We start from the raw sequence: 23,799 nt of genomic DNA on the forward strand, positions 1-23,799 counted from the left end.
CGGTGGCCCGCGGAGCCCAAGGCGGCGATCCCGGGCGGCAGCCGCCCCGGGATCACCGGCGTCGGATCGCCAGTGTCAGGCGGCCTGGCGTTCCGGGATCCGCACCCGCATTTCCGTAAAGCCATGCATGAGGGTCGAGAAGGTCCGCAGCGGCGGATGTAGCACCTCGATCCGCGGGAAGCGCTTCAGCACTTCCTGCCAGAGCGTGCGAAGCTGAAGGTCGGCGAGGCGGGCGCCGATGCAGCGGTGGATCCCGGCGCCGAAGGCGAGATGGCGGCGGGCGTTGCCGCGGTCCAGGATGAAGTCGTCGGCCTGCGCAAAGCGTTCCTCGTCGCGATTGGCGGAGAGATACCAGAGGATCACCTTGTCGCCCTTCGGGATCATCCGCCCGCCCAGCGACACGTCGCGCATGGCGGTGCGACGCATATGGGCGACCGGGGTCTGCCACCGCAGCACCTCGGGCGTCAGGCCGGCCATCAGTTCTGGCTGCCGCCGCAGCTTCTCCAGCTCGCCCGGGAAGCGATCGAAGGCGAGGACGCTGCCGCTGATGCTGTTGCGGGTGGTGTCGTTGCCGGCGACGATCAGCAGCAGGATATTGCCCTGCAATTCGGCCCGCGGCATCCCGCGCGTCTCCGGGCACCTAGCCAGCATGGACAGCAAATCATCGCCGTCCGGCGTCCTCAGCCGCTCCGCCCAGATCTGATCGAAGGTGCCAAGGCATTCCTGCATGACGCCGAGCTTGTCCGCCAGCGTGGGGAAGCCGGGACTGCCCGGCAGCGCCACGGTGGCCTCGGACCAGCGGATCAGGTCGCGTGACCGCGCCTGCGGGAAGCCGAGCAGCAGGGCGAGCGTCCGCGCGGTCAGTTCGACGGAGACGCGATCGACCCAGTCGAAGGCTTCGCCGATCGGCAGTTCGTCCAGGATCTCCGCCGACCAGGACTGCAGCTGAGCGGCCATGGCGACCAGGCGATCATTCGAGAAGGCCGGCGCGATCACCTTGCGCTGCTCCGTGTGCCGCGGCGGGTCCATGGCGATGAAGGACGGCAGGAATTGCGGGTCGTCGGGATGCGAGAGGATCGAGATGCCGCCGTTGAAATGCTCGGAGGAGAAGGTGGCGGGATCCAGCTCCACTGCCTCGATGTCGCGCGCTCGCGTGATCGACCAGTAGGAGCCGAACAGGCCATTGGCGCAGTAATGCACCGGCGCCTGCCGACGCAGGCGTTCGAAATAGCGCGGGGCAAGACCCAGCTGAAACAAGCCGGGCTGCGCCACGTCGATTTCATCGATCGGCAGCGTTGCAAGCTGGCTTTCGTAGGGCTCCGCGTTCTTCGGGCTGAGCGGGATTTCTCGCATGAGGGACTCCTTGCAGTCGGAGGTCCCTGATTGATGCGCCGCGACTACGCGCCAATTTCAGCGAGGCGCCGAGGGCTACGCGTGCAATCCGCAGCGGCTTCCGTCGCAATGCGCCATGCCGCGATAATGCCGGAGAGCGGGATGGTCTGCCGACGCATCTCACCGGCGCCTGGTCAAAGCGCCCGGAGCCCGCTGGCCGAGGCCCAGGAGGCAGCTCATTCAAGCCATGCGGAAGCACCCTACACGAAGGCTCCCAGAGGACGATCCGGGGTTGTTCCTGCCGATCCAGGGCGATCTTCAGCGGCAGGTGGCGCGGCGAAACGAGGGTGGAACCGAATGTTCATGGTGAGCCCGGTGGGACTCGAACCCACGACCCCATGATTAAAAGTCACGTGCTCTACCGGCTGAGCTACGGGCTCGGGGTGCGCGCCCCGCAAGGGGGGCGCGCGAGGTGCGTGTTAGGCGTCGGCAGCGGGGGTGCTGTCAACCCCCTCGGCCGGGCTGGCGGCGGGTTCGGCGGCCGGCTCGGCGGCGCCGACGCGCATGGACTTCACGCGGTCCGGCTCGCGCGCGATGCCGTTCGGGCCCTGGCCGCGCTTGATCTTGTCGACCAGGTCCATGCCGTCCACGACGCGGCCCCAGATGGTGTACTGGCCATCCAGGCTCGGCGCCGGGCCGAACATGATGAAGAACTGGCTGTTGGCGCTGTTCGGGTTGTTGGTGCGGGCCATGCCGCAGACGCCGCGCACGAACTTCGCCTTGGCCGGCGGGCTGAACTCGGCCGGCAGGTCGGGATGTTCGGAACCGCCGGTGCCGGTGCCGGTCGGGTCGCCGCCCTGCGCCATGAAGCCGTCGATCACGCGGTGGAACGGCGTGCCGTCATAGAAGCCGGCGCCAGCCAGCGCCTTGATGCGGTCGACATGCTGCGGCGCCAGGTCCGGCAGCAGCTCGATGGTCACCACGCCGCTTTCCAGTTCCAGCAGCAGGGTGTTTTCCGGCGCGAGGGAAGCGCTCATCTGTCTCGGTCCTTCACTGAGGTTATTCTTGGGCCGCGGCCTGCCGCATCACCGCGCATCGGCGGCGACGCGCATGGCGCGGATGCGATCGGCAGGCTGCGGAACGAGGCCGGAAGGCCCCTGCCCGCGCTTGATCTTGTCCACCGCCTCCATCCCCGCCACCACGCGGCCCCAGATGGTGTACTGCCCATCCAGGTTGGGTGCCGGCGCGAACATGATGAAGAACTGGCTGTTGGCGGTGTTCGGCGCGGCGGTGCGGGCCATGCCGCAGGTGCCACGCAGGAAGCGGGCACGGCGGGCGGGGGTGAATTCCGCCGGCAGGTTCGGCAGGTCGGACCCGCCGGTGCCGGTGCCGGTCGGGTCGCCGCCCTGCGCCATGAAGCCCTCGATCACGCGATGGAAGGGCGTGTTGTCGTAGAAGCCACGGCGCGTCAGCACCTTGATCCGCTCCACATGGCGCGGGGCGAGATCCGGCAGAAGCTGGATGGTGACGCGGCCATCCTTCAGCTCCAGGAACAGGGTGTTTTCCGGGTCCGTCTGCGGCTGCGCCAGCGCCGGGCGCGCGGCCAGCATCGGCGTGGCCAGCACAGGGGCAACGAGACCGGCGCCGAGCAGGCTGCGGCGAAACACGGTACGAGCTGTCATTCTGCGGCTTCCTTGCGATTTCGCACGCGCACCAGCGTGCGTTCCAGGGTCAGCTTCGGGACGAAAGAGGTGACATCGCCCCCGAGCGTCGCGACCTCCTTGACGAAACGCGACGAGATGAACTGGTTCGTTTCGCTCGCCATCAGGAAGACGGTTTCGACATCGGGCGCCAGGCGGTGGTTCATGCCCGCCATCTGGAACTCGTAGTCGAAGTCGGAAACCGCCCGCAGGCCGCGGATGATCATCCGTGCCTCGGACTGGCGGGCGAACTCCACCAGCAGCCCGGTGAACGGCACCACGATGATCTCGGACCCGACCTCGGCCGAGATGGTGTCGGTTTCCGCCTTCACCAGTTCCACCCGCTCATCCAGCGAGAAAAGCGGGCCCTTGCCGGAATTGATGGCGACGCCGACCACCAGCCGGTCCACCAGCCGCGCGGCGCGGGCGATGACATCCAGATGGCCGTTGGTTACCGGGTCGAAGGTGCCCGGATAGATGCCGATACGCTTCTCAGACATCGCTGCCGGGCTCCGTCATGCCGACCGCGCCGGTTTCGGCGGCAGCCCCATCCACGCCAGCCTGCGCCGGCGCCTCGTCATCCACCACGGGGAAGCAGGAGGTCACGCGTTCCTCCGCATCCGGCCGTGCGATCCGCACGCCCATCGCGCTGCGCCCGGTGATGCGCACCTGATCGGCCGGCGTGCGGATCAGCTTGCCGCCATCCGTCACCAGCAGCAGGTCGTCGCCCGCCTGCACGGTGAAGGTGGCGACCACCTCCTTGCCCGTGCGCCACTTGGCATCGAAGCCGATGGCGCGGATGCCCTGGCCGCCGCGACCCGCCAGCCGGTATTCATAGGCGGAGCTGCGCTTGCCGAAGCCCTTCTCGGTCACCGCCAGGATGAACTGCTCAGCCTCGGCCAGCTCGGCCTCGCGCTCCGGCGTCAGGGTGACGACCTCGCCCCCTTCCTCGGCTTCATCGGCCGCGACGGCCTCCGTCGCCTCGCTCTCCGCCTCCGCATCCGCCTCGCCATTCTGGCGGCGGCGCTGCGCGGCGGTGCGGAGGTAGGCGCGGAATTCCTCCGGCTCGCCCGCCACATGGCGCAGCACCGCGAGCGAGATCACCGTGTCGCCGTTCAGCAGGCGGATGCCGCGCACGCCGCTTGAATCGCGCCCGGCGAAGACCCGCAGCGTGTCCGTCTCGGCCTGGAAGCGGATGCAGCGGCCGTTGCGGGTCGCCAGCATCACGTCATCGCCCTCGCGGCAGGTGGCGACGCCGATCAGGCTGTCGCCCTCGTCCAGCTTCATGGCGATCAGGCCCATGGCGCGGACGTTCTTGAAGTCGGACAGCTTGTTGCGCCGGACATTGCCCTGCGCGGTCGCGAAGACCAGGTGCAGGTTCTCCCACAGCGATTCATCCTGCGGCAGCGGCAGCACCGCCGTCACCTGCTCGCCATCCTGCAGTTGCAGCACCTGGCGCAGGCTGCGGCCACGGCCCGTCGCGCCGCCTTCCGGCAACTGCCAGATCTTCTCGCGGAAGGCGATGCCGCGCGAGGTGAAGAACAACACCCACTGATGGGTGTGCGCCACGAAGCTGCGCAGGACGATATCATCCTCCCGCGTCGCCGCCCCGCTGCGGCCACGGCCGCCGCGATGCTGGCTGCGGAACACGTCGAGGCCGGTGCGCTTGACGTAGCCATCGCGCGTCAGCGTCACCACCATGGTGCCCGGCTCGATCAGGCTCTCGTCGTCCTGGTCGGCCACGCCATCGACGATCTCGGTCATCCGCGGCACGGCGATCTGCGCGCGCACCGCCACCAGTTCCTGCCCCATCAGTTCCAGCCGCCGGGGGCGGGAGGACAGGATGTCGAGCAGGTTGCTGATCGTGCCGGCCACGTCGTTCAGCTCGGCGTTGATCTTCTCCCGCTCCAGCCCGGTCAGGCGCTGCAGGCGCAGCTCCAGGATGCCGCGGGCCTGGTCCTCGGTCAGCCGCACCGTGCCGTCGGGCGTCAGCGTGTTGCGCTCGTCATCGACCAGCGCCAGCAGCGGCGCCACATCGGCCGCCGGCCAGTCCCGCGCCATCAGCTGCGCGCGGGCCGTCGCCGCATCCGGCGCGGCACGGATCAGCGCGATGACCGCGTCGATATTGGCCACCGCGATGGCCAGGCCGATCAACTGGTGGCCGCGTTCGCGCGCCTTGGCCAGGCGGAAGCGCGACCGGCGGAGGATCACCTCCTCGCGGAACTTGATGAAGGCCGTCAGCGCGTCGCGCAGCGCCATCTGCCGCGGCCGCCCTTCGTCCAGCGCCACGAAGTTGACGGGGAAGGAGGTCTGCAGCTGGGTGAAGCGGTACAGGTGGTTCAGCACCACCTCCGGCGTCGCATCCTTCTTCAGCTCGACGACGATCCGCAGCCCGTCGCGGTCCGATTCATCCCGCAGGTCCGAGATGCCCTCGATCGCCTTGGCGCGCACCAGCTCCGCGATCTTCTCGATCAGCGTCGATTTGTTGACCTGGTACGGGATCTCCGTGACCACGATCATCGACCGCCCGCCACGCATCTCCTCGATCGTCGCGCGCGCGCGCAGCGGGATCGAACCCCGCCCCGTCTCAAAGGCGCTGCGGATGCCGGAGCGGCCGAGGATCAAGCCGCCGGTCGGGAAATCCGGCCCGGGCATGATCTTCATCAGCGCTTCCAGGCTGATCGCCGGGTCCGCGATCATCGCCAGGGTGGCGTCGATCACCTCCCCCGGATTGTGCGGCGGGATGTTGGTGGCCATGCCGACCGCGATGCCGCCGGCGCCGTTCACCAGCAGGTTCGGGAAGGCGGCAGGCAGCACCTTCGGCTCGCTGGCCGATTCGTCGTAGTTCGACTGGAAATCGACCGTGTCCTCGTCGATCCCCTCCAGCAGCGCCGTCGCGGCGCGGGCCAGGCGGGCTTCCGTGTAGCGCATCGCCGCGGCCGGATCGCCGTCCATGGACCCGAAATTGCCCTGGCCGTCGATCAGCGGCACCCGCATGGCGAAGGGCTGCGCCATCCGCACCAACGCGTCGTAGATGCTGCTGTCGCCATGCGGGTGGTACTTACCCATCACGTCGCCGACCACGCGGGCCGATTTCCGGTGCGGCTTGTCCGGCGCGAAGCCGTTCTCGTTCATGCTGAACAGGATGCGGCGATGCACGGGCTTCAACCCGTCCCGCGCATCCGGCAAGGCGCGGGAGACGATGACGGACATGGCATAGTCGAGGTAGGAGCGGCGCATCTCCTCCTCGAGCCCGATCGGCGCGATCTCGCTGGGGCCGCCTGCGGCGCCCTGCGGCCCGGTTGGTCCTGTGGGCGGACCGCCGGGGGGGCCCTGCGTCCCGTTCGGGTCGCCGGGCGGGGGTGACGTGTCGCTCAACGCGGAATCCTCATCCAGGGCCGGGCGTAGCAGGGCCCTGCGGGTTGTGGATTAGGCAATTCCGGGCCTCGGCGGAAGGGTGCCGCGGCCCGGAAGGCCGATTCAATGGCCGGCAAGCAGCACTGCGTTTCGCCTCCAGCCCGTTTTGACCTAGAATAAAGCCTGCGGCTGACCAACAGCCGGAGTCAGAGGCAGGATTCGCATGCGCCAAGGCGGCAAGACCGGGCCAGGTCACCGGTGACCCTGCCCTATATCGACCATCTCCTCAGCCAGCTCGCCCGCGGCAACACCGCTTTGGAACAGAGCTTTGGCCGGCACATCCACTGGGGCTACTGGCCCGAACCGGCTGCCGCCCAGCCCGAACGGTCCGAGGATTACGCCAGGGCGGCCGAGCGGCTGAGCCTGGAACTCCTCGACCTGGCCGATATTGCCCCCGGCATGCGGGTGCTCGATGCCGGCTGCGGCTTCGGCGGCACCCTGGCCTGCCTGCAGGAAAGGGTTGAGCGGCTGGACCTGACCGGCCTGAACATCGACCCGCGGCAGTTGCAGCGCGCCGCCCATCTGGCGCGGCCGCGCGACGGCCGCCTGCCGCGCTTCGTCGCCGGCGATGCCTGCACCCTGCCCTTCGCCGATGCCAGCTTCGACCGCGTGCTGGCGGTGGAGTGCATCTTCCACTTTCCCTCCCGCGCCGCATTCCTGGCGGAGGCGCGGCGGGTGCTGCGGCCGGGTGGCGCGCTGGTGATCTCGGACTTCGTCCCCGCCCGCAGCTGGGTGCCGATGACGCGTATGGCGCGCTGGCCGTCGCTGGAGCGGCTGAACCTGTTCGGCGCCTGCGACGTCACCTGCTCTGCCGCCGGCTATCGCAACCTGGCCGCGGAAGCCGGGCTGAACGTGACGACGCTGCGTGACATCACCCGCCACACACTGCCGACCTACGCCTTTCTCGGCCGGATGCTGGCGCGCGGCACCCGGCGCGGCGCCGGGCAGCGCATGGCGCAGGGTGGGCTTCGCCTGCTGGACCTGGTGGGCCGCACGGGGCTGCTCCGCTACAGCCTGCTGCGCTTCGATCCGGCTTGAGCTTCCGAGGGGCCTGAATGGCCGGCGGCGAAACTACGCCGCCGCCCGGTGAGCCGGCTCCGGCAATCCGAAGCCCGGATGTTCCCGCTTCCAGGCTTCCAGCAGGTCCCGGTCATCCTCGTCCCAGGGATGGAAGTCGCGGCGATAATAGGCGGTGTAGGCGGTGATCGGCAGGCTGCCGAACAGATTGCGGAGGCTGGGACCAGAGGGAGGGCCGGCCGCCGCCGCAGCCGGGGCCGCGCGTCGCGGGCGAAGGAACAGCTTCACCCGAACCACTGCGAAGGCCAGCATCAGTCCGATGCCGCCGGTGACGGTGACGATGACCATGCCGAGCACCCGATGCATCCAGGCCCAGAAGCCGCGGCCGAAGAGGTGTTCATACACGTCGAAGCAGACAGCCTTGTGCTCGATCTCCTCCGCCGCGTGCCAGAGCCAGAGATGGGCGAAGGCGGGGTCCGTGCCGTCCTTGTACAGCAGCCGCTTGCTCAACAGGCGCGAGGCCAGGATGGCGGTGAAATGCTCCAGCGCGCAGGTGATGGAAAGCTGGGTCGCGCGCGGCCAGATCGCCTTGGCGATGCCCAGCATGATTCGGGCCACCGTCTCCAGCTCCGCACCCAGCACATTGGCCTGCCGCAGCGCCGCGTTGGAACGGGCATGTTCGCGGGAGTGGTTGGCCTCCTGGTGGATGAAGCGATCCGCCGCGTCACGCAACTCGGGGTCGGTGATCCGGTCGCGGTAATGGGCGACGGAACGGCAGAAGAAGGCTTCGCCCAGGGGGAACAGGAAGGAGATGGCGTTCAGCCCATCCTCCGAAACCCGCGGCAGGCGGGTCCAGGCCCGTGCGGCCGCTGCGTCATAGGCAAGGCGCACCCGGCGACGGATGATCTCGATCGGGGTCGCGCGGGGGTTCGTTCCGGATTCGCTCACACCAGGTGATCTAGGCGTGAGTGTCTATTGCATCAAGGTAAATTGTACCAAAAAACGATATGACGCGTCGCGATGGTTAACAATTGGATCGAAAATCGGACGCTTCAAGCGCCTTCCGCGGACCTGTGAAGCGGAAAGGGCCCGCGCAGGCGGGCCCTTCGATTTTCTCGCATTGACGTGGTGGAGGGTCCCTCGGCGGCCCTCAGAACGGGATGTCGTCGTCCAGGTCGCTACCGCCCTTCGGCGGAGCACTACGCCCGCCACCGCCGCCGGAACGGCCGCCGCCGCCGCTATTGTCCCAGCCGCCTCCACCGGATCGCGCCGGAGCCGGGGACCGACCACCACCGCCGCCATAGCTGCTGCCACCGCCACCGCCGCCGCCGCCATAGCCGCCGGCCGACTCGCCCTCGCCCGGATCGGCGCCGCCGCCGGCGCGGCCGCCGAGCAGCGCGATCTCACCGCGGAACTGGCGCAGTACGATTTCGGTCGAGTAGCGATCCGCGCCCGCCTGGTCCTGCCACTTGCGGGTCTCGAGCTGGCCCTCGACATACACCTCGGAGCCCTTCTTCAGGTACTTCTCGGCAATCTCGCCCAGCTTTTCGTTGAAGATCGCCACCGAGTGCCACTCGGTCCGCTCCTGCTGGTTGCCTTCCCGGTCCTTGAAGCGTTCCGAGGTGGCGAGGCGCAGATTCACCACCCGGCCGCCATTCTGGAAGTTGCGGACTTCCGGATCCTTGCCCAGACGGCCCACGAGAATAACCTTGTTCACCCCGGCCATGGCCGCATCCCTCAATCTCGACCGCGGAAGTTAGCCCGACCGTGCCGCGCAGGCCAGTCGCAGCAGCACTGCGCCAGCGGCACCTCGCAAAACCCCTTCCCGCCCCACCTATATGGTGGCAAAACCCCTAGAACACAATGTGAACGCCGCCCCGCCTCCACGGGCGTGGCGTCCCCTCGAAATCGGTGGACCATCCATGAGCGGCCAGATCCGCGTCCGCGGCGCGCGGGAGCACAACCTCAAGAACATCGACATCGATATTCCGCGGGATACGCTGACGGTGGTCACCGGCCTGTCCGGGTCCGGCAAGTCGTCGCTGGCCTTCGACACGATCTATGCCGAGGGCCAGCGGCGTTATGTCGAATCGCTCTCGGCCTATGCGCGGCAGTTCCTGCAGCTGATGCAGAAGCCGGATGTGGACAGCATCGAGGGGCTGTCCCCGGCGATCTCCATCGAGCAGAAGACCACCAGCCACAACCCGCGCTCCACCGTCGGCACGGTGACGGAAATCCACGACTACATGCGCCTGCTCTGGGCGCGCGTCGGCGTGCCCTATTCGCCCGCCACCGGCCTGCCGATCGAGGCGCAGACGGTCAGCCAGATGGTCGATCGCATCATGGCGATGCCGGAGGGCACGCGCCTGCTGCTGCTGGCCCCGGTGGCGAAGGGCAAGAAGGGCGAGTTCAAGAAGGATTTCCTTGAGTTCCAGCGCCGCGGCTTCGAACGCGTGAAGGTCAATGGCGTGCTGCACCAGGTCGGTGAGGTGCCGCCGCTGAACAAGAAGCTGAAATACGACATCGAGGTGGTGGTGGACCGCATCGTGGTCCGGGAGGGCATCGAGGCGCGCCTGGCCGACAGCCTGGAAACCGCGCTCGGCCTGGCCGATGGCGTGGCCTATGCCGAGCCCGCCGATGGCGGCGAGCGCACCGTGTTCAGCCAGAAATTCGCCTGCCCCGTCTCCGGCTTCACCATCGAGGAGATCGAGCCCCGGCTCTTCTCCTTCAACTCCCCCCAGGGCGCCTGCCCGGCCTGCGATGGCCTGGGCACGCAGAGCTTCTTCGACCCGCAGCTTGTGGTGCCGGATGACACCAAGTCGCTGAAGGATGGCGCGGTGCAGCCCTGGGCCGGGGCGCAGTCACCCTATTACGACCAGACGCTGGAAAGCCTGGCGCGGCACTTCAAGGTTTCCATGACCACGCAATGGGGCGACCTGACCAAGGTGTTCCGCCAGGCGGTGATGCACGGCACGGGGTCCGAGGTTATCACCCTGAAATACAAGGACGGCCTGCGCGCCTATGACGTGAAGAAGGCCTTCGAGGGCGTCATCCCCAACCTCGAACGCCGCTACCGGGAGACGGACAACCCCTGGGTGCGGGAGGATCTGTCCCGCTACCAGGCATCCCGCGCCTGCCCCACCTGCAACGGCCACCGCCTGAAGCCGGAATCGCTGTCCGTGAAGATCGCCGGCGAACACATCGGCATGGTCAACGACCTCTCGATCATCAAATCGCGAAAGTGGTTCGCGGGGGTGATGCCGACGCTGACGCCGCAGCGCCAGGAAATCGCCCGCCGCATCCTGCGCGAGATCGAGGAGCGGCTGCAGTTCCTGGTCGATGTGGGGCTGGACTATCTCAGCCTCGGCCGGTCCTCCGCCACGCTCTCGGGTGGCGAATCGCAGCGCATCCGCCTGGCGTCCCAGATCGGCAGCGGGCTGACCGGCGTGCTGTATGTGCTGGACGAGCCCAGCATCGGCCTGCACCAGCGGGACAACGAACGCCTGCTGAAGACGCTGCGCCGCCTGCGCGACATCGGCAACACCGTGCTGGTGGTGGAACACGACGAGGACGCGATCCGCAGCGCCGACCACCTGATCGATATCGGCCCCGCCGCCGGCAAGGGCGGTGGCCGCATCATCGCCCAGGGCACGCCGGCGGAGGTGGAGGCGAATCCCAATAGCATCACCGGCCAATACCTGTCCGGCGCGCGCCGCATCCCGATGCCGGCATCACGCCGCCCGATGGACCCGAAGCGCGTGGTCCGGCTGGTGGGCGCGCGCGGCAACAACCTGAAGGACGTCACGGCGGAGATTCCGCTCGGCACCTTCTGCTGCATCGCCGGCGTCTCCGGCGGCGGCAAATCCACGCTGATCATCGAGACGCTGTTCAAGGCCGCCTCCCGCCGCCTGATGGGCAGCGGCGAGGTCCCTGCCCCGCATGAACGCATCGAGGGGCTGGAGCATCTCGACAAGATCATCGACATCGACCAGTCGCCGATCGGCCGCACCCCGCGATCCAACCCGGCCACCTATACCGGCCTCTTCGCCCCGATCCGCGACTGGTTCTCGGAACTGCCAGACTCACGCGCCCGCGGCTACGCGCCCGGCCGCTTCAGCTTCAACGTCAAGGGTGGCCGCTGCGAGGCCTGCCAGGGCGATGGCGTGCTGAAGATCGAGATGCATTTTCTCCCCGACGTCTACGTCACCTGCGACACCTGCAAAGGGAAGCGCTATAATCGCGAGACACTCGAGGTAAAATTCCGCGGCAAGTCCATCGCCGATGTGCTGGACATGACTGTGGATGAGGGCGCGGAGTTCTTCTCCGCCGTTCCCGCCATTCGCGACAAGCTGGTGGTTTTGCGCGATGTCGGCCTTGGCTACATCCATCTCGGCCAGCAGGCGACGACGCTGTCGGGTGGCGAGGCGCAGCGCATCAAGCTATCCAAGGAACTGTCCCGCCGTGCCACGGGGCGCACGCTCTACATCCTCGACGAGCCCACGACGGGCCTGCATTTCGAGGACGTCCGAAAGCTGCTGGAGGTGCTGCACACGCTGGTCGCCCAGGGCAACACCGTGGTGGTGATCGAGCACAACCTGGAAGTCATCAAGACCGCCGACTGGGTGCTGGACCTCGGCCCCGAAGGCGGCGAGGGCGGCGGGCGGATCGTCGCCAAGGGCACGCCGGAACAGGTGGCGGCCGAGCCGGAGAGCCATACCGGCCGCTTCCTCGGCCCGATCCTGGCGCGGGAAGGTGAGGTCGCGGCACCGATCGTGGCCAGGAAGCGCAAGCGGGCCTGAGCCGGGCCGCTCAGCCGCGCAGCAGCTCCGCCATGGCCACGGCGAGTTGCGCGGCCTCCGGCTTCGGCAGGGCCTGTTGCAGCGCCTCCGGCTCGGCATTGCGCAGCAGCGCCGCGGCCTGGCGCAGATCCCCTCCCGCCTGGGCGGGGGCCGATGCCCAGGCTGGGGGCATCACCCGCGCCACCGCCTGGGCGATGCGATCCGTCCGCTGCTCCAGGCTGTGCTGGTCATTGGTGACGAACTGCTTGATGAAGCGCGAGTGCTGGTAGCCGATCAACGCATCGGCTTCGATGTGCAGCGCGGCCAGCAGCGCCGGGTCGTCCCGCAGGTGCCGCTGCAGCATGCGCTGGTCGTTCTCCACCTCGTTCCACTCCCCCGCCTGCCGCAGCGCGGCATCCGGAATGGCGGCGAAGGCGGCGATCCATCGCCGCGCCGCCTCCCGCGCCGCCTCCTGCCCCAGATCCCAGAGGAATACGCCTGAATTGACGTCCCACGCCGCCTGCCGCGAGCCGGGCGGGTGGATCAGCGCATGGCCGGCGTCCTGGTGGCCGGCCAGGTAGCCCGCCAGATCGAAGCGCTGGTCGGCGATGAAGGCATCGGCATCCAGATGCACCACCCAGCCGCGGTAATCCTCCGCCAGCCGGTCCGCGAGGAAGCCGAGCCGGTTATAGGCGGCCTGCCAGGGGTGGAAGCCGCGGCGGACGCCGATGAACACCTCCATGCGGATGCCGCGCCGCAGGCAGAAGGCGCGGTTGGCCGGCAGCGTGGCCATCAGCATCGGGAAGTAGCGGTCCTGGTCCGCGGTCTGGAACAGGATGATCTCGGGCATGGCGTGGTCCTGCAGGGCACCGCACCCTGCCATCCGCCACGTCGCCCGGCCAGCGCCAGGACCGGGAGGCATCAGGCCCGGCCGCGCAGGCCCCGCAGCATCAGGGCCAGCCTGTCGCCGAGGCCGCGCGGATGCGGCACGGGGCGGCCGGCGGCAATCCGCGCCAGGTCGCGGGATGCCAGCACCACGGGCAGCACGGCGGGGAGCGCGGCGCGTGGCAGCGCCTCCGCCCGCGCCTTGGCCAGCGTCGCCGCCCCCTCCTCCGCCAGCGCCCGGCGCAGCGGCTCGGCCCGCGCCGGTTCCGCGATCACCGCCTCCGCCGTCAGCCCGGCCTCGGCCAGCGCGTCATGCGGCAGCAGGCAGCGGCCCTGGGCGGCATGGGCGGGCACGCTGCGCAGCACGCCGGCCAGGCCCTGCAGCGCGCCCAGGCGCTGCACCAGGGGCAGCGCGGCATCCGGCGCCTCCAGCAGCCGCGCCGCGGCCAGCGCCATCCCCCCTGCCCCGGCACGCAGGAAGGCTCCGAAGGCCTCCCGCGTCGGGATGCCCTCCGGCTCCGCCTCCACCTCCCGCGCATCGACCAGCGCCGCCAGCGCGGCGGCCTCCAGCGCGCCACTGGTGATGGCGGCATGCAGCGGGCCGGCCACCTCATGCCGCCGCGCCGGCCGGCCCTCCGCCGCCTCCGCCACCGCGTCGCGCCACCATTGGAGGCGGATCAGGGTGGCGATCTGCGTGCTCGCCGCTTCCCGCGCCCGGGCGAGTTCGTGGTTGAAGGCGATCAGCGCGAAGAACGCCTCCCGCTTCGCCGGGGGCGCGAAGATCGCCGCCAGGTAGCGGTCCGGGTCATGCTGGCGCGCGAAGGCGCCGAGCGGCGAAAGCGGGGGTTCGGCCATGCCGCCAGATGACGGTCCGCGGCGCGGCCCGCAAGTGCGGTTGACGCTTCCGGAGGCCACGCCTAGGTCATTCGGCGGTCGCGGGGACCACCCCCGCAAGTTGGCCGAAGCCCCCAACGGGAGAGACCCCATGCCCTTCACCCTGCCGCCACTGCCCTATTCCACCTCCGCGCTCGCCGCCCAGGGCATGTGCCAGGAGACGCTGGAACTCCACCACGGCAAGCACCACAACGCCTACGTCACCGCGCTGAATGGCCTGGTCGAGTCCAAGGGTCTCGCCGGCAAGTCGCTGGAGACGATCGTGGCCGAGGCCGGCAAGGCCGGCGCCGATGGCCTGCCGGTGCTGAACCAGGCCGGCCAGCATTGGAACCACGCGCTGTTCTGGCAGGTGATGTCGCCCAAGGGCGGCGGCGACAAGCTGCCGGGCAACCTGGCCTCCAAGATCGACAGCGACCTCGGCGGCCTGCAGGCCTTCAAGGACGCCTTCAAGCAGGCCGGCGTTTCCCAGTTCGGCAGCGGTTGGGCCTGGCTGATCATCGGCAGCGACGGCAAGCTGAAGGTCACCAAGACCCCGAACGGTGCCAACCCGATCTCGACCGGCGAAGGCACGCCGATTCTCGGCTGCGACGTGTGGGAACACGCCTACTACCTGGATTTCCGCAACGTCCGCCCGAACTACCTGGAGAACTTCCTGAACAAGCTGGTGGATTGGGAGGTTGTCGGCGGCCTGCTCGACAAGGGTGGCCTGACCACCGGCCAGACCGCCTGATCTTCAGGCCTCCGGACATGACGAAGGCGCCGAGGGGAAACCCCGGCGCCTTTTTCATGACCGTCGCGGTTGCGGGCCGGTCAGCTCTTGGTGTCGTTCGCCGGCGCCGGCGGCTTCACCACGCTGGCGATCGTGCCGCGCACCACGGTGACGCGGACATTCGGCGAAAGCTCCACCTCCACCTCGTCGCTATCGTCGCGCACCTTGGTGACGGTGGCGAGCAGCCCGCCGCCGGTGATGACCTTGTCGTTGCGCTTCAGCCCGCTGAGCATGCTGCGGTGTTCCTTCATCTTCTTCTGCTGCGGGCGGATCAGCAGGAAGTAGAAGACGGCGAAGATCAGGATCAGCGGCAGAAGCTGCATGACGACGGCACCGGTGCCACCGGCGGCATCCTGGGCATAGGCGGGCGAGATGAACATGGGTGGGGGTCCGGCTTTCCTGGTGGGATCGGCCCCGGGCTTGCGGGGCATCGGCCCGCAACCTAGCTTCCGCGACCTTTCCGTCAATACATGATGCGGGTGCCCCTACCTTGTCCGAGCCTCACGCCCTGCTGCCCACATCCCTGCAACCGGTCCTGACCCGGATCGCCGAGGCGCTGGAGCGCCTGGCCCCACCGGCCGCCACCCCGCCGGATTTCGGCGCGGCCGATGCTTTCGTCTGGCACCCGGGCCCGCCCTCCCGCCTCGACCCGGTGCCGAGGGTGGCGGCCGTGGGCATCACGCTGCTGCAGGGGGTGGAGCGGCAGAAGGCGCTGATCCTGGAGAATACGCTGCGCTTCGCCCGCGGCCTGCCGGCCAACAACGCCATGCTCTGGGGCGCCCGCGGCATGGGCAAGTCCAGCCTGGTGAAGGCCGCCCACGCCGCGGCCAATGCGGAACTGCCCGGCTCCCTCGCTCTGGTGGAGATCCAGCGCGAGGATGTCCGCACCCTGCCGGACCTGCTGAATGTGCTGCGCGCCGGCGACCGCCGCTGCCTGGTGTTCTGCGACGATCTGTCCTTCGAGCGGGAGGATGCCGACTACAAGGCGCTGAAATCCGTGCTCGATGGCGGCATCGAGGGGCGCCCGGCGAATGTGCTGTTCTACGCCACCTCCAACCGCCGCCACCTGATGCCGCGCGACATGATCGAGAATGAGCGCAGCACCGCCATCAACCCCTCCGAGGCGACGGAGGAGAAGGTCTCCCTGTCCGACCGCTTCGGCCTGTGGATCGGCTTCCACAATTGCGACCAGGACACCTTCTTCGCGATGGTCGAGGGCTATGCCGGCAGCTTCGGCCTTCCGGTCGGGCCCGAGGATCTGCGCAAGGCGGCGGTGGAATGGAGCGTGACTCGCGGCGCCCGGTCCGGCCGCGTCGCCTGGCAGTTCGTGCAGGACATGGCCGGCCGGCTGGGCGTGAAGATCGGGGTCTGAGACAGGGCTTCGCGGCCAGGATTGCATAAAGCCGCGCCCAGGTGACTCGCGGGTGAATTCGCGGACGCAATGGCATGCGCGCCTTGCGAAGCGCGCAGCCGGGGCGGAGCCTGCGCGCGCCACCTGCGAGGCCGCCATCCCGGCGGAAAGCTGCATGCGGCTTTTCTCCGAGGAACCAGCCCCATGTTCGGCATCCTGCTCTGGCCGCTGACCGCCTTCTGCGACCTGGTCCGCCGCGGCCCGATGGTGTCGGTCGCCATCGGCATCGCGGTCACCGTGCTCGCCTTCGCGACGCATCACGGCGCCTGGGGTTCCGTGGCGGCGATGTTCGTCGGCTTCGTGCTGATCTGGCTCAGCGAATCCACCCACCCGCAGCATGCCGAGCAGGGCATCGCCGCGGGCGACTGAGCCGGCCTACCCGCCTCAGTTGGGGCGGAGGATCTCCGCCCCGCCCATGAAGGGGCGCAGCACCTCGGGGATGGCGATGCTGCCATCCTCGTTCTGGTGCGTCTCCAGCACCGCGATCAGCGCACGGCCCACCGCCACGCCGCTGCCGTTCAGCGTGTGCAGGAATTCTGTACCCTTGCCACCCGCCGGGCGGAACCGCGCCTCCATCCGCCGCGCCTGGAAGTCCCGGCAGTTGGAGCAGGAGGAAATCTCCCGCCAGGCCTGCTGGCCGGGTAGCCAGACCTCCAGATCGTAGGTCTTGGCGGCGCCGAAGCCGGTATCGCCCGCGGCCAGCACGATCCGCCGCCAGACCAGGCCGAGCGCGGTCAGCACGCGTTCCGCGCAGGCCGTCATCCGCTCATGCTCGGCCTCCGACTCGGCGGGATGCGTGATCGAGACCAGCTCCACCTTCGGGAACTGGTGCTGGCGCAGCATGCCGCGCGTGTCGCGGCCAGCCGAGCCCGCCTCCGACCTGAAGCAGGGCGACAGGGCGGCCAGCCGCATGGGCAGCGCAGCTTCCGCCAGGATATCGCCGCGCACGAAATTGGTCAGCGGCACCTCCGCCGTCGGGATCAGCCAGCGGCCATCCGTGGTGGCGAACAGGTCCTCCTTGAACTTCGGCAACTGCCCGGTGCCGTACATGGTGGCGTCGTTGACCAGCAGCGGCACGCTGGCCTCGGTGTAGCCATGCTCATCCACATGGAGGTTCAGCATCCACTGGCCCAGCGCCCGCTCCAGCCGGGCGAGCGGCCCGCGCAGCACCGTGAAGCGCGCACCGGCCAGCTTGGCGGCGGTGGCGAAATCCATGCCGAAGGCCTCGCCCAGCTCGAAATGCTGGCGCGGCGTGAAGGGGTAGTTCCGCGGGCTGCCATGAGTGTGCAGCACGACGTTGGCGGATTCGTCGGCGCCCTCCGGCACATCCGGCGCCAGCAGGTTGGGCAGGGCGGCCAGCAGCTCGTCCCGCGCCGCCTCATGCACCTCCGGCGTCGCCGCAGCGGCGGCGTCCATGGCGGCCTTCACCTCGGCCTTCAGCCGCTCCGCCAGCGCCGTGTCGCCGGCCTTCATGGCGGCGCCGATCTGGCGGGACAGCTCGTTGCGGGTGGTCTGCGCCGCCTGCACCAGGCGCACCGCCTCGATCCGCAGATCATCCAGGCGCAGCGCCTCCGCCGCCATCGGCGGCAGGGATCGCCGGGCCAGCGCCGCATCGAAGGCCGGGGCGTCGGCGCGAACCAATCTGATGTCGTGCATGGCAGGGGGACCTGAGCGCGTGGTGTGGCGCTCAGCGGCTAAGGCAGAGTGGCTGGCCCGTCAATCGAGCCGGCCGAACTCAGGCCTGGCGCTTCAGGTCTCGGCCGCGTTCTTCTTCTTCCGCCCCATCCAGACGGCGGCGAGGATCGAGATCTCGTAGAGCAGGATCATCGGCACCGCGAGGCCGATCTGGCTGATGATGTCCGGCGGCGTGATGATGGCGGCGACCACGAAAATGCCGACGATGGCATAGCGCCGCCCCTTCCGCAGACCCTCGACCGAGACGATGCCGACGCGGGCCAGCAACGTCAGCAGCACCGGCAGCTGGAAGGCGATGCCGAAGGCCAGGATCATGTGCATGACCAGCGAGAGATACTCGCTGACCTTCGCCTCCAGCTGGATCGGGACCGTGCTGGCATCGCCCGGCGTCTCGAAGCTGATGAAGAAGCTCCAGGCCATCGGGAAGATGAAGTAGTAGGCCAGCGCCGCACCCAGCACGAACAGGAACGGTGACACCACCAGGAAGGGGGTGACGGCGTTCTTCTCGCTTTTGTAGAGGCCGGGCGCGATGAACAGCCACAGCTGCGTCGCCCACATCGGGAAGCTGAAGAAGGTGGCGCCGAAAAAGGCGACCTTCAGGTAGGTGAAGAACGCCTCGTACAGCGCCGTGAAGATCATCCGGCGCTCGCCCATGCCCTGCGCCTGCAGGATGTCCGCCAGCGGGGCGGCCAGGAAGCCGTAGATCTGGCGGGAGAAATAATAGCAGACGGCGAAGGCGATGATGAAGGCGCCGACCGACCACATGAGCCGCGTGCGCAGCTCCATGAGGTGCTCGACCAGGGGCATCGGCTTGTCGTTGATTTCGTCAGTCGGATCACGCGGCACGGTGGGGGGATCCGTATGTCAGGAGGCGGAGGTGCCGGAAGGCGGCACGAATGCGGGCGCCGAGGTCGGGGCCGGCGGCGGGGCGGGCTGGCTGGCCGGCACGGACGCGGGCGGCGGGGTGGCGCCGGGCGGGATGAAGGCGGGCGGCACGAAGGCGGGCACCGGCGGGCTGGCCGCCGCGCCGGAGGCCGGCGTCGCCTCGCCGGAGGCTGGGGCCGCCTCGCCGGAGGCTGGGGCCGGCGGGCCGAAGGTGGGCGCTTCGCCGGCAGGCGGCGGTGGCGTCACCTCGGCGCCATGCACCGGCGGCGGCATGTCGGAAGCGGGCGAGAAGGCATCGCGCAGCGGGTTGCCGATCGGGTCCTCGGTGAAGGTCTTGCGGATGGACCCGTCCTTGTCGATTTCCTTCTCCACGATATCGCGCACGTTGAAGCTGCGGATTTCGTTGATCTGGTTGCGCACGTCCTCCAGCTTCGCCTCGCGCACCACCTCATCCACCTGGCCCTGGAATTCCCCGGCCATGCGACGCAGCTTCTGGATGCCCTTGGCGATGCCGCGCACGGCATCGGGCAGGTCCTTGGGGCCAATGACGACCACAGCGACCACGGCAATCAGCGCGAGTTCGGTCCAATCGAGACCCAGCATGAATCCTCATCCCCGACGCCATGCGGCATGCCGGCCTGCGGGCCAGACCCGTTAGCAGGATCGCCGCGCCGCGCCAATCCGGCGGCAGCCTCCACCGAGCTTATCTAGGGAGCCTCGGGCGGGAATACGAAGGCCCGTTGCGGGTCCATCGCAACCGTCACGCGGTCTCCACGACTTAGCCATGCCCCCGGTGGCAACCGGGCGTGCAGGTGCAGCAGACCGCCCTGCCCGTCCGCCACCGCCAGATGCACCAGGGTGGTGGCGCCGAGCAGGCGGCAGGCCTCGACCTCCGCCTGCGTCCCCTCGTTCGAGTCGGGCGCCAGCAGGCGCAGCCCTTCCGGCCGCAGCAGCACCTCGACCGCCCCGCCCTCGCCCGCCGGCGCCGGTTCGCGCGGTCGCACCGGGCCGATCGGCGTTTCCGCCAGCCCGTCCCGGATGATGCCGGGCAGCCGGTTCACCTCGCCCAGGAAGGTGGCGACGAAACGTGACATCGGCGCCAGGTACAGGGCGGAGGGCGGGCCGAGCTGCTCGATGCGGCCGGCATTCATCAGCGCGATGCGGTCGGCCATGAACATCGCCTCCTCCGCATCATGGGTCACGATCAGCGTGGCGATGCCGGCTTCCTGCAGCACATGCAGCGTGTCGTCGCGCACCTGTTCGCGCAGCCTGGCATCCAGGCTGGCGAAAGCTTCATCCAGCAGCAACACGGCCGGACGTGGCGCGAGCGCCCGGGCCAGCGCCACGCGCTGCTGCTGCCCGCCGGAGAGCATGTGCGGCCAGGAACTGGCGAAGGCCTCCAGCCCGACCCGCGCCAGCGCATCCATGATGCGCCATTTGCGCTGGCCGCGCGGAATGCGGCGCAGGCCGAAGGCGACGTTCTCCTCCACCGTCAGATGCGGGAACAGCGCGTAGTCTTGGAACACGAAGCCGACGCCGCGGGCCTCCGGCGGCGTCTCCCGCCCCGGCTCCGCGATAAGCTGCCCGTCCAGCGTGATGCGCCCCTGCTGCAAGGGCTCCAGCCCCGAGGCCAGGCGCAGCAGCGTGGTCTTGCCGCAGCCGGAGGGCCCGAGAAGGCACAGGATTTCACCCGGCCCGACCTCCAGGTCCAGCTCCCGCAGCACCATCCCGCGTTCCGGGTAGTGGTGGGACACGCCTTCGAAGCGGATGCTCACCCGGGTTGTCCATCGCCTGGCGGTGGCATGGCGGAGATCGGCGGGGCGGAGATCGGCGGGGCGGACATCACCGGGCCAGACATCACCGGGCCAGACATTACCGGGGCGGCGGCCTCGGCGCTGACCAGTTCCTCCCGCCGCGGCAGGTCGCGCAGGGACTTCAGGCCGAACTGCTCCAGGAAGCGCGCCGTGGTGCCCCACAGGGTGGGCCGGCCCGGCACTTCCTTGTGGCCGCGCGGTGCCACCAGCCCGTGGTCCAGCAATGCCTCCAGCGTCGCCTGGGCCAGGCTGGCGCCGCGGATTTCCTCGATCTCGGCGCGGGTACAGGGCTGGTGCCAGGCGATCACCGCCAGCGCCTCCATTGCCGCGCGCGGCAGCCGGCGCGGCACCTCCACCACCCGGGTCAGCGCGGCGGCGAGGTCGGGCGCGGTCCGCAGCACGTAGCCGCCACCGGTCTCCACCAGCACCACGCCGCGGCCCTCGAGCGCATGGCCCAGCTCGCGCAGCACGGCGGCCGCATCCTCCCCTTCCGCCAGCAGCGGCTGCAGCCGGGCGGGGGCGACCGGGCGGTCGGAGGCGAACAGCAGCGCCTCCGCCAGGCGCAGGGCAGCGGTGCTGACCGCCGGCTCCGGGCTGGCCCGCGGCAGCTCGTCCCCGGCCCGGTCGTCCCCGGGCGAGTCGGCCTCGGGCAGCACCTCCTGGGGCCTTACCTCCTCGGGCCGGTCGTCCTCGGGCCGGTCGTCCTCAGGCAGCGCGGACATCATCCGCCTTCTCCACGCGTTCGGCCTTGCGCAGCAGGATCGGCCCGAAGGCGCGGTCCTGGCGCAGGTCGAGATTGCCGCCGCGCGCCATCTCCAGGCTGGCGATCAGCGTGCTGGCCAGCGCGGCGCGGCGCTCCACCGTATCCAGGTCGCCGGCGTCCGGCAGGAAGCGTTGCAGCACCGCCCAGCTCGGCAGGTCGCCCAGCACCTGGCTCAGCCGGGCCAGCGCGTCCTGCACGCTCCACAGCCGGCGCGGCTTGGGGCGGTAGGGGCGCAGCGCCAGCGCGCGTCGACGGCCGGCGACATAGGCCTGGCAAAGCGCGGCGAGGTCGGCGCGCAGGCCGGAGCGGTCCTCCACCGTCAGGTTCTCCGGCGCACCGCGGCCGAACACGTCGCGGCCCAGCTGCGGCCGCTGGCCGAGCCAGGCGGCGCCGGCGCGCATCGCCTCCAGCTCCGCCAGCCGGTCGGTCAGGCGGCTGGCCAGGGCTTCTGGGTCTTCCTCCGGCCCGGCTTCCTCCTTCGGCAGCAGCAGGCGGGATTTCAGCCAGGCGAGCCAGGCGGCCATCACCAGCCATTCGGCCTGCAATTCCAGCCGCATGCCGCGGGCCTTGTCGATCACCGCCAGGTACTGGTCGACCAAGGCCACGATGGAGATGCCCGCGAGGTCCAGCTTCTGCGCCCGCGCCAGGTCCAGCAGCAGGTCCAGCGGCCCCTCATAGCCATCGAGGCGAAGATGCAGCACCGGGTCGGTCATCGCCCCCCTCCATGGCCGGTCAGCGTGAAGATCGCGTCCAGCACCGGCAAAGCCACCGCCTGCAGCAGCATCCGCAGCGGGTCGAATCCAGGCACCAGGTAGGGTACCAGGAACAACAGCCCGATGACGATGAGAAGCCCGAAACGCTCCGTGCTGGCCACCATCCGGGCCAGCGGCGCCGGCAGGATGCCGACCAGGATGCGCCCGCCATCCAGCGGCGGGATCGGCAGCAGGTTGAAGCAGGCGAGAATCACGTTGTAGAGCATGGACAGCGCGCAGAAGCGCAGCACCCAGTCCAGCGCCGCATCCGGCACCATCGCATCCGTGGCCGTCACCAGATGGGCCGCGAAGCCGAAGCCGATGGCGAGCGCGAAGTTGATGCCCGGCCCGGCGGCGGCCACCAGCACCATGCCCCAGCGCGGGTTGCGCAGCCGCCAGAAATCCACCGGCACCGGCTTGGCCCAGCCGAACATCGCCTCGACCCGCCCGATGGTCAGCAGCTGCGTCACCAGCAGGATGCCGGGCAGCAGCAGCGTGCCGACCGGGTCCACATGCCGCAGTGGGTTCAGGCTGACCCGGCCGAGGAGATAGGCCGTGTCATCGCCCAGGGCCCGCGCCGCATAGCCATGCGCCGCCTCATGCAGGGTGATGGCGAAAATGGCGGCGAGCGCGATCGCCGTGATCTCGGCGATCACGCGAAGGCGGGCCCGGTGAGATAGGATCGGGTGGCGAGCAGCCGGTCCCGGATCAGCGCCAGCAGGTCCGGGTCCACCACCCTTCGCGCCGCCAGCATTTCGGACCGCGCGCGCTGGATCCGGCGCGCGGCATCGTCCGACAGCGTCGGGCAGGTGGCGAGCAATGCGGCGGTTTCCGCCAGCACGCCGGTGCAGTGCAGCGCCAGGTCGCAGCCGGCCGCCATGGTGGCGCCGGCCAGGTCGCTCGAAAGTCCCGCCATCGCCCCCATCGCCAGATCATCCGAGACCAGAACGCCGTCGAAACCGATCTCGCCGCGGATGACGTCGCGGATCAGGTCGGGAGACAGGGTGGCCGGCCGCGCCGCATCCAGCGCGGCGTACAGGATATGCGCCGTCATCGCCCACAGCCTGGCCCCGCCATCCGGTGCCGAAAGCGCGCGGAAGGGTTCGAGATCCGCCGCCAGCGCGGCGCGGTCCGCGGTGACGCGCGGCAGTGATTCGTGGCTGTCCACCTCCGCCCGCCCATGGCCGGGGATGTGCTTGACCACCGGGATGCAGCCGGCCTGCTGCAGCCCCCGCACCCAGGCGGCGCCGAGGCGGGCGACCTCCGCCGGGCGGGCGGAAAAGGCGCGGTCGCCGATCACGCCATGCGCGCCGGGCAGCCGAAGGTCGAGCACCGGGGCGCAGACCACATCCAGCCCGATCGCCGCGCATTCCATGCCGAGCAGCGTGGCATTCGCCTCCGCCGCCATGGATGGCGCATCCTCGAACAGCGCGGCGGCGGGAAATTCCGGCCAGTGTGGCGGGCGCAGCCGGGCGACGCGGCCGCCTTCCTGATCCACCAGGATCGGCGCTGCCTCCCCCAGCTCCTGCCGCAGCGCGGCGGTCAGCGCCGTCACCTGGTTCGGGCTTTCCACGTTGCGGCGGAACAGGATCGCGCCGGCCGGGCGGTGCTGCCGGAACAGCGCCACCTCCTCCGCCGACAGGCTGGTGCCGGCGATGCCGATGATGGCGGCCTTCGGAGTCATGGC

Annotated in this window: 23 protein-coding genes and 1 tRNA gene; 5 read left to right on the forward strand and 19 right to left on the reverse strand. The window is 69.6% G+C overall.

The features are described from left to right. Positions 1–75 precede the first annotated feature (75 nt). From HB662_RS20525 to gyrA, 6 genes are all read right to left on the reverse strand, one after another. Positions 76–1,353: a cytochrome P450 gene (locus HB662_RS20525; RefSeq protein WP_168052253.1), complete on the reverse strand. Its 1,278-nt coding sequence runs from the start codon at positions 1,351–1,353 to the stop codon at positions 76–78. A 343-nt stretch (positions 1,354–1,696) separates the two neighbouring features. Beyond that, positions 1,697–1,772: transfer RNA gene (locus tag HB662_RS20530), tRNA-Lys, on the reverse strand. Between the two features lie 39 nt (positions 1,773–1,811). After that, positions 1,812–2,369, reverse strand: a complete 558-nt coding sequence (locus HB662_RS20535) for a peptidylprolyl isomerase (protein WP_168052255.1) — start codon at positions 2,367–2,369, stop codon at positions 1,812–1,814. 48 nt (positions 2,370–2,417) lie between these two features. Then, entirely contained in the window at positions 2,418–2,942 is a 525-nt protein-coding gene (locus tag HB662_RS20540; RefSeq protein ID WP_168053098.1) for a peptidylprolyl isomerase, read from the reverse strand. A gap of 68 nt (positions 2,943–3,010) precedes the next feature. Then, positions 3,011–3,532 carry a pantetheine-phosphate adenylyltransferase gene (gene coaD / locus HB662_RS20545; protein WP_168052257.1) on the reverse strand — a complete coding sequence of 174 codons (522 nt, stop codon included), beginning with the start codon at positions 3,530–3,532 and terminating at the stop codon, positions 3,011–3,013. Then, a complete protein-coding gene (gyrA, locus tag HB662_RS20550) occupies positions 3,525–6,299 on the reverse strand; it encodes a DNA gyrase subunit A (RefSeq protein WP_342449562.1) in 2,775 nt (924 codons plus the stop codon). Before gyrA ends, coaD begins: the two co-directional genes overlap by 8 nt. 348 nt (positions 6,300–6,647) lie before the next feature. Between gyrA and HB662_RS20555 the strand changes: the two genes are divergently transcribed. Beyond that, on the forward strand, positions 6,648–7,487 hold the full coding sequence (locus tag HB662_RS20555) for a methyltransferase domain-containing protein (RefSeq protein WP_168052261.1): 840 nt from the start codon (positions 6,648–6,650) through the stop codon (positions 7,485–7,487). A gap of 33 nt (positions 7,488–7,520) precedes the next feature. Here HB662_RS20555 and HB662_RS20560 read toward each other — a convergent pair whose 3' ends face one another. Further along, positions 7,521–8,414, reverse strand: coding sequence for a metal-dependent hydrolase (locus HB662_RS20560; RefSeq protein ID WP_168052263.1), 894 nt, complete (start codon positions 8,412–8,414; stop codon positions 7,521–7,523). Between the two features lie 202 nt (positions 8,415–8,616). Beyond that, positions 8,617–9,192 carry a single-stranded DNA-binding protein gene (gene ssb / locus HB662_RS20565; protein ID WP_168052265.1) on the reverse strand — a complete coding sequence of 192 codons (576 nt, stop codon included), beginning with the start codon at positions 9,190–9,192 and terminating at the stop codon, positions 8,617–8,619. A 196-nt stretch (positions 9,193–9,388) separates the two neighbouring features. Between ssb and uvrA the strand changes: the two genes are divergently transcribed. Continuing rightward, a complete protein-coding gene (gene uvrA / locus HB662_RS20570; protein WP_168052267.1) occupies positions 9,389–12,265 on the forward strand; it encodes an excinuclease ABC subunit UvrA in 2,877 nt (958 codons plus the stop codon). Between the two features lie 10 nt (positions 12,266–12,275). Here the strand turns inward: uvrA and HB662_RS20575 are convergent, their stop codons facing one another. Next, complete coding sequence (locus tag HB662_RS20575; RefSeq protein WP_168052269.1) at positions 12,276–13,094, reverse strand: hypothetical protein; 819 nt, start codon at positions 13,092–13,094, stop codon at positions 12,276–12,278. A gap of 71 nt (positions 13,095–13,165) precedes the next feature. Beyond that, a complete protein-coding gene (locus HB662_RS20580) occupies positions 13,166–13,984 on the reverse strand; it encodes a squalene/phytoene synthase family protein (RefSeq protein WP_168052271.1) in 819 nt (272 codons plus the stop codon). A gap of 130 nt (positions 13,985–14,114) precedes the next feature. On the opposite strand from HB662_RS20580, the gene HB662_RS20585 reads away from it, so the two are divergent. Beyond that, positions 14,115–14,753, forward strand: a complete 639-nt coding sequence (locus HB662_RS20585) for a superoxide dismutase (RefSeq protein ID WP_168052273.1) — start codon at positions 14,115–14,117, stop codon at positions 14,751–14,753. Between the two features lie 80 nt (positions 14,754–14,833). Here the strand turns inward: HB662_RS20585 and yajC are convergent, their stop codons facing one another. After that, the gene (yajC, locus tag HB662_RS20590; RefSeq protein ID WP_168052275.1) at positions 14,834–15,172 is read right to left on the reverse strand and encodes a preprotein translocase subunit YajC; all 339 of its coding nucleotides are present in this window, start codon (positions 15,170–15,172) and stop codon (positions 14,834–14,836) included. 131 nt (positions 15,173–15,303) lie between these two features. Between yajC and HB662_RS20595 the strand changes: the two genes are divergently transcribed. After that, positions 15,304–16,164, forward strand: coding sequence for an ATP-binding protein (locus tag HB662_RS20595; RefSeq protein WP_209443425.1), 861 nt, complete (start codon positions 15,304–15,306; stop codon positions 16,162–16,164). 183 nt (positions 16,165–16,347) lie between these two features. Beyond that, positions 16,348–16,572 carry a hypothetical protein gene (locus HB662_RS20600; protein WP_168052279.1) on the forward strand — a complete coding sequence of 75 codons (225 nt, stop codon included), beginning with the start codon at positions 16,348–16,350 and terminating at the stop codon, positions 16,570–16,572. 15 nt (positions 16,573–16,587) lie between these two features. On the opposite strand, the gene serS is transcribed toward HB662_RS20600, so the two are convergent. The 8 genes from serS to nagZ all read right to left on the reverse strand — a co-directional run bounded on the left by serS (position 16,588) and on the right by nagZ (position 23,796). Continuing rightward, complete coding sequence (serS, locus tag HB662_RS20605) at positions 16,588–17,859, reverse strand: serine--tRNA ligase (RefSeq protein WP_168052281.1); 1,272 nt, start codon at positions 17,857–17,859, stop codon at positions 16,588–16,590. 93 nt (positions 17,860–17,952) lie between these two features. Continuing rightward, positions 17,953–18,744: a twin-arginine translocase subunit TatC gene (gene tatC / locus HB662_RS20610; protein ID WP_408871658.1), complete on the reverse strand. Its 792-nt coding sequence runs from the start codon at positions 18,742–18,744 to the stop codon at positions 17,953–17,955. Between the two features lie 18 nt (positions 18,745–18,762). Then, on the reverse strand, positions 18,763–19,386 hold the full coding sequence (tatB, locus tag HB662_RS29795) for a Sec-independent protein translocase protein TatB (RefSeq protein ID WP_168052283.1): 624 nt from the start codon (positions 19,384–19,386) through the stop codon (positions 18,763–18,765). A gap of 104 nt (positions 19,387–19,490) precedes the next feature. Continuing rightward, positions 19,491–20,558, reverse strand: coding sequence for an ATP-binding cassette domain-containing protein (locus HB662_RS20620; protein WP_168052285.1), 1,068 nt, complete (start codon positions 20,556–20,558; stop codon positions 19,491–19,493). Then, positions 20,555–21,319, reverse strand: a complete 765-nt coding sequence (scpB, locus tag HB662_RS20625; RefSeq protein WP_168052287.1) for an SMC-Scp complex subunit ScpB — start codon at positions 21,317–21,319, stop codon at positions 20,555–20,557. The genes HB662_RS20620 and scpB overlap by 4 nt, the downstream gene beginning before the upstream one ends. Then, entirely contained in the window at positions 21,303–22,073 is a 771-nt protein-coding gene (locus HB662_RS20630; RefSeq protein WP_168052289.1) for a segregation and condensation protein A, read from the reverse strand. Before HB662_RS20630 ends, scpB begins: the two co-directional genes overlap by 17 nt. Further along, entirely contained in the window at positions 22,070–22,768 is a 699-nt protein-coding gene (locus HB662_RS20635; protein ID WP_168052291.1) for a site-2 protease family protein, read from the reverse strand. Before HB662_RS20635 ends, HB662_RS20630 begins: the two co-directional genes overlap by 4 nt. Next, positions 22,765–23,796 (reverse strand): beta-N-acetylhexosaminidase, encoded by a 1,032-nt coding sequence (gene nagZ / locus HB662_RS20640; protein WP_168052293.1) that lies wholly within the window; start codon positions 23,794–23,796, stop codon positions 22,765–22,767. The genes HB662_RS20635 and nagZ overlap by 4 nt, the downstream gene beginning before the upstream one ends. Positions 23,797–23,799: the final 3 nt, after the last annotated feature.

It is taken from the genome of Falsiroseomonas frigidaquae (assembly GCF_012163145.1).
Lineage (GTDB): Bacteria > Pseudomonadota > Alphaproteobacteria > Acetobacterales > Acetobacteraceae > Falsiroseomonas > Falsiroseomonas frigidaquae.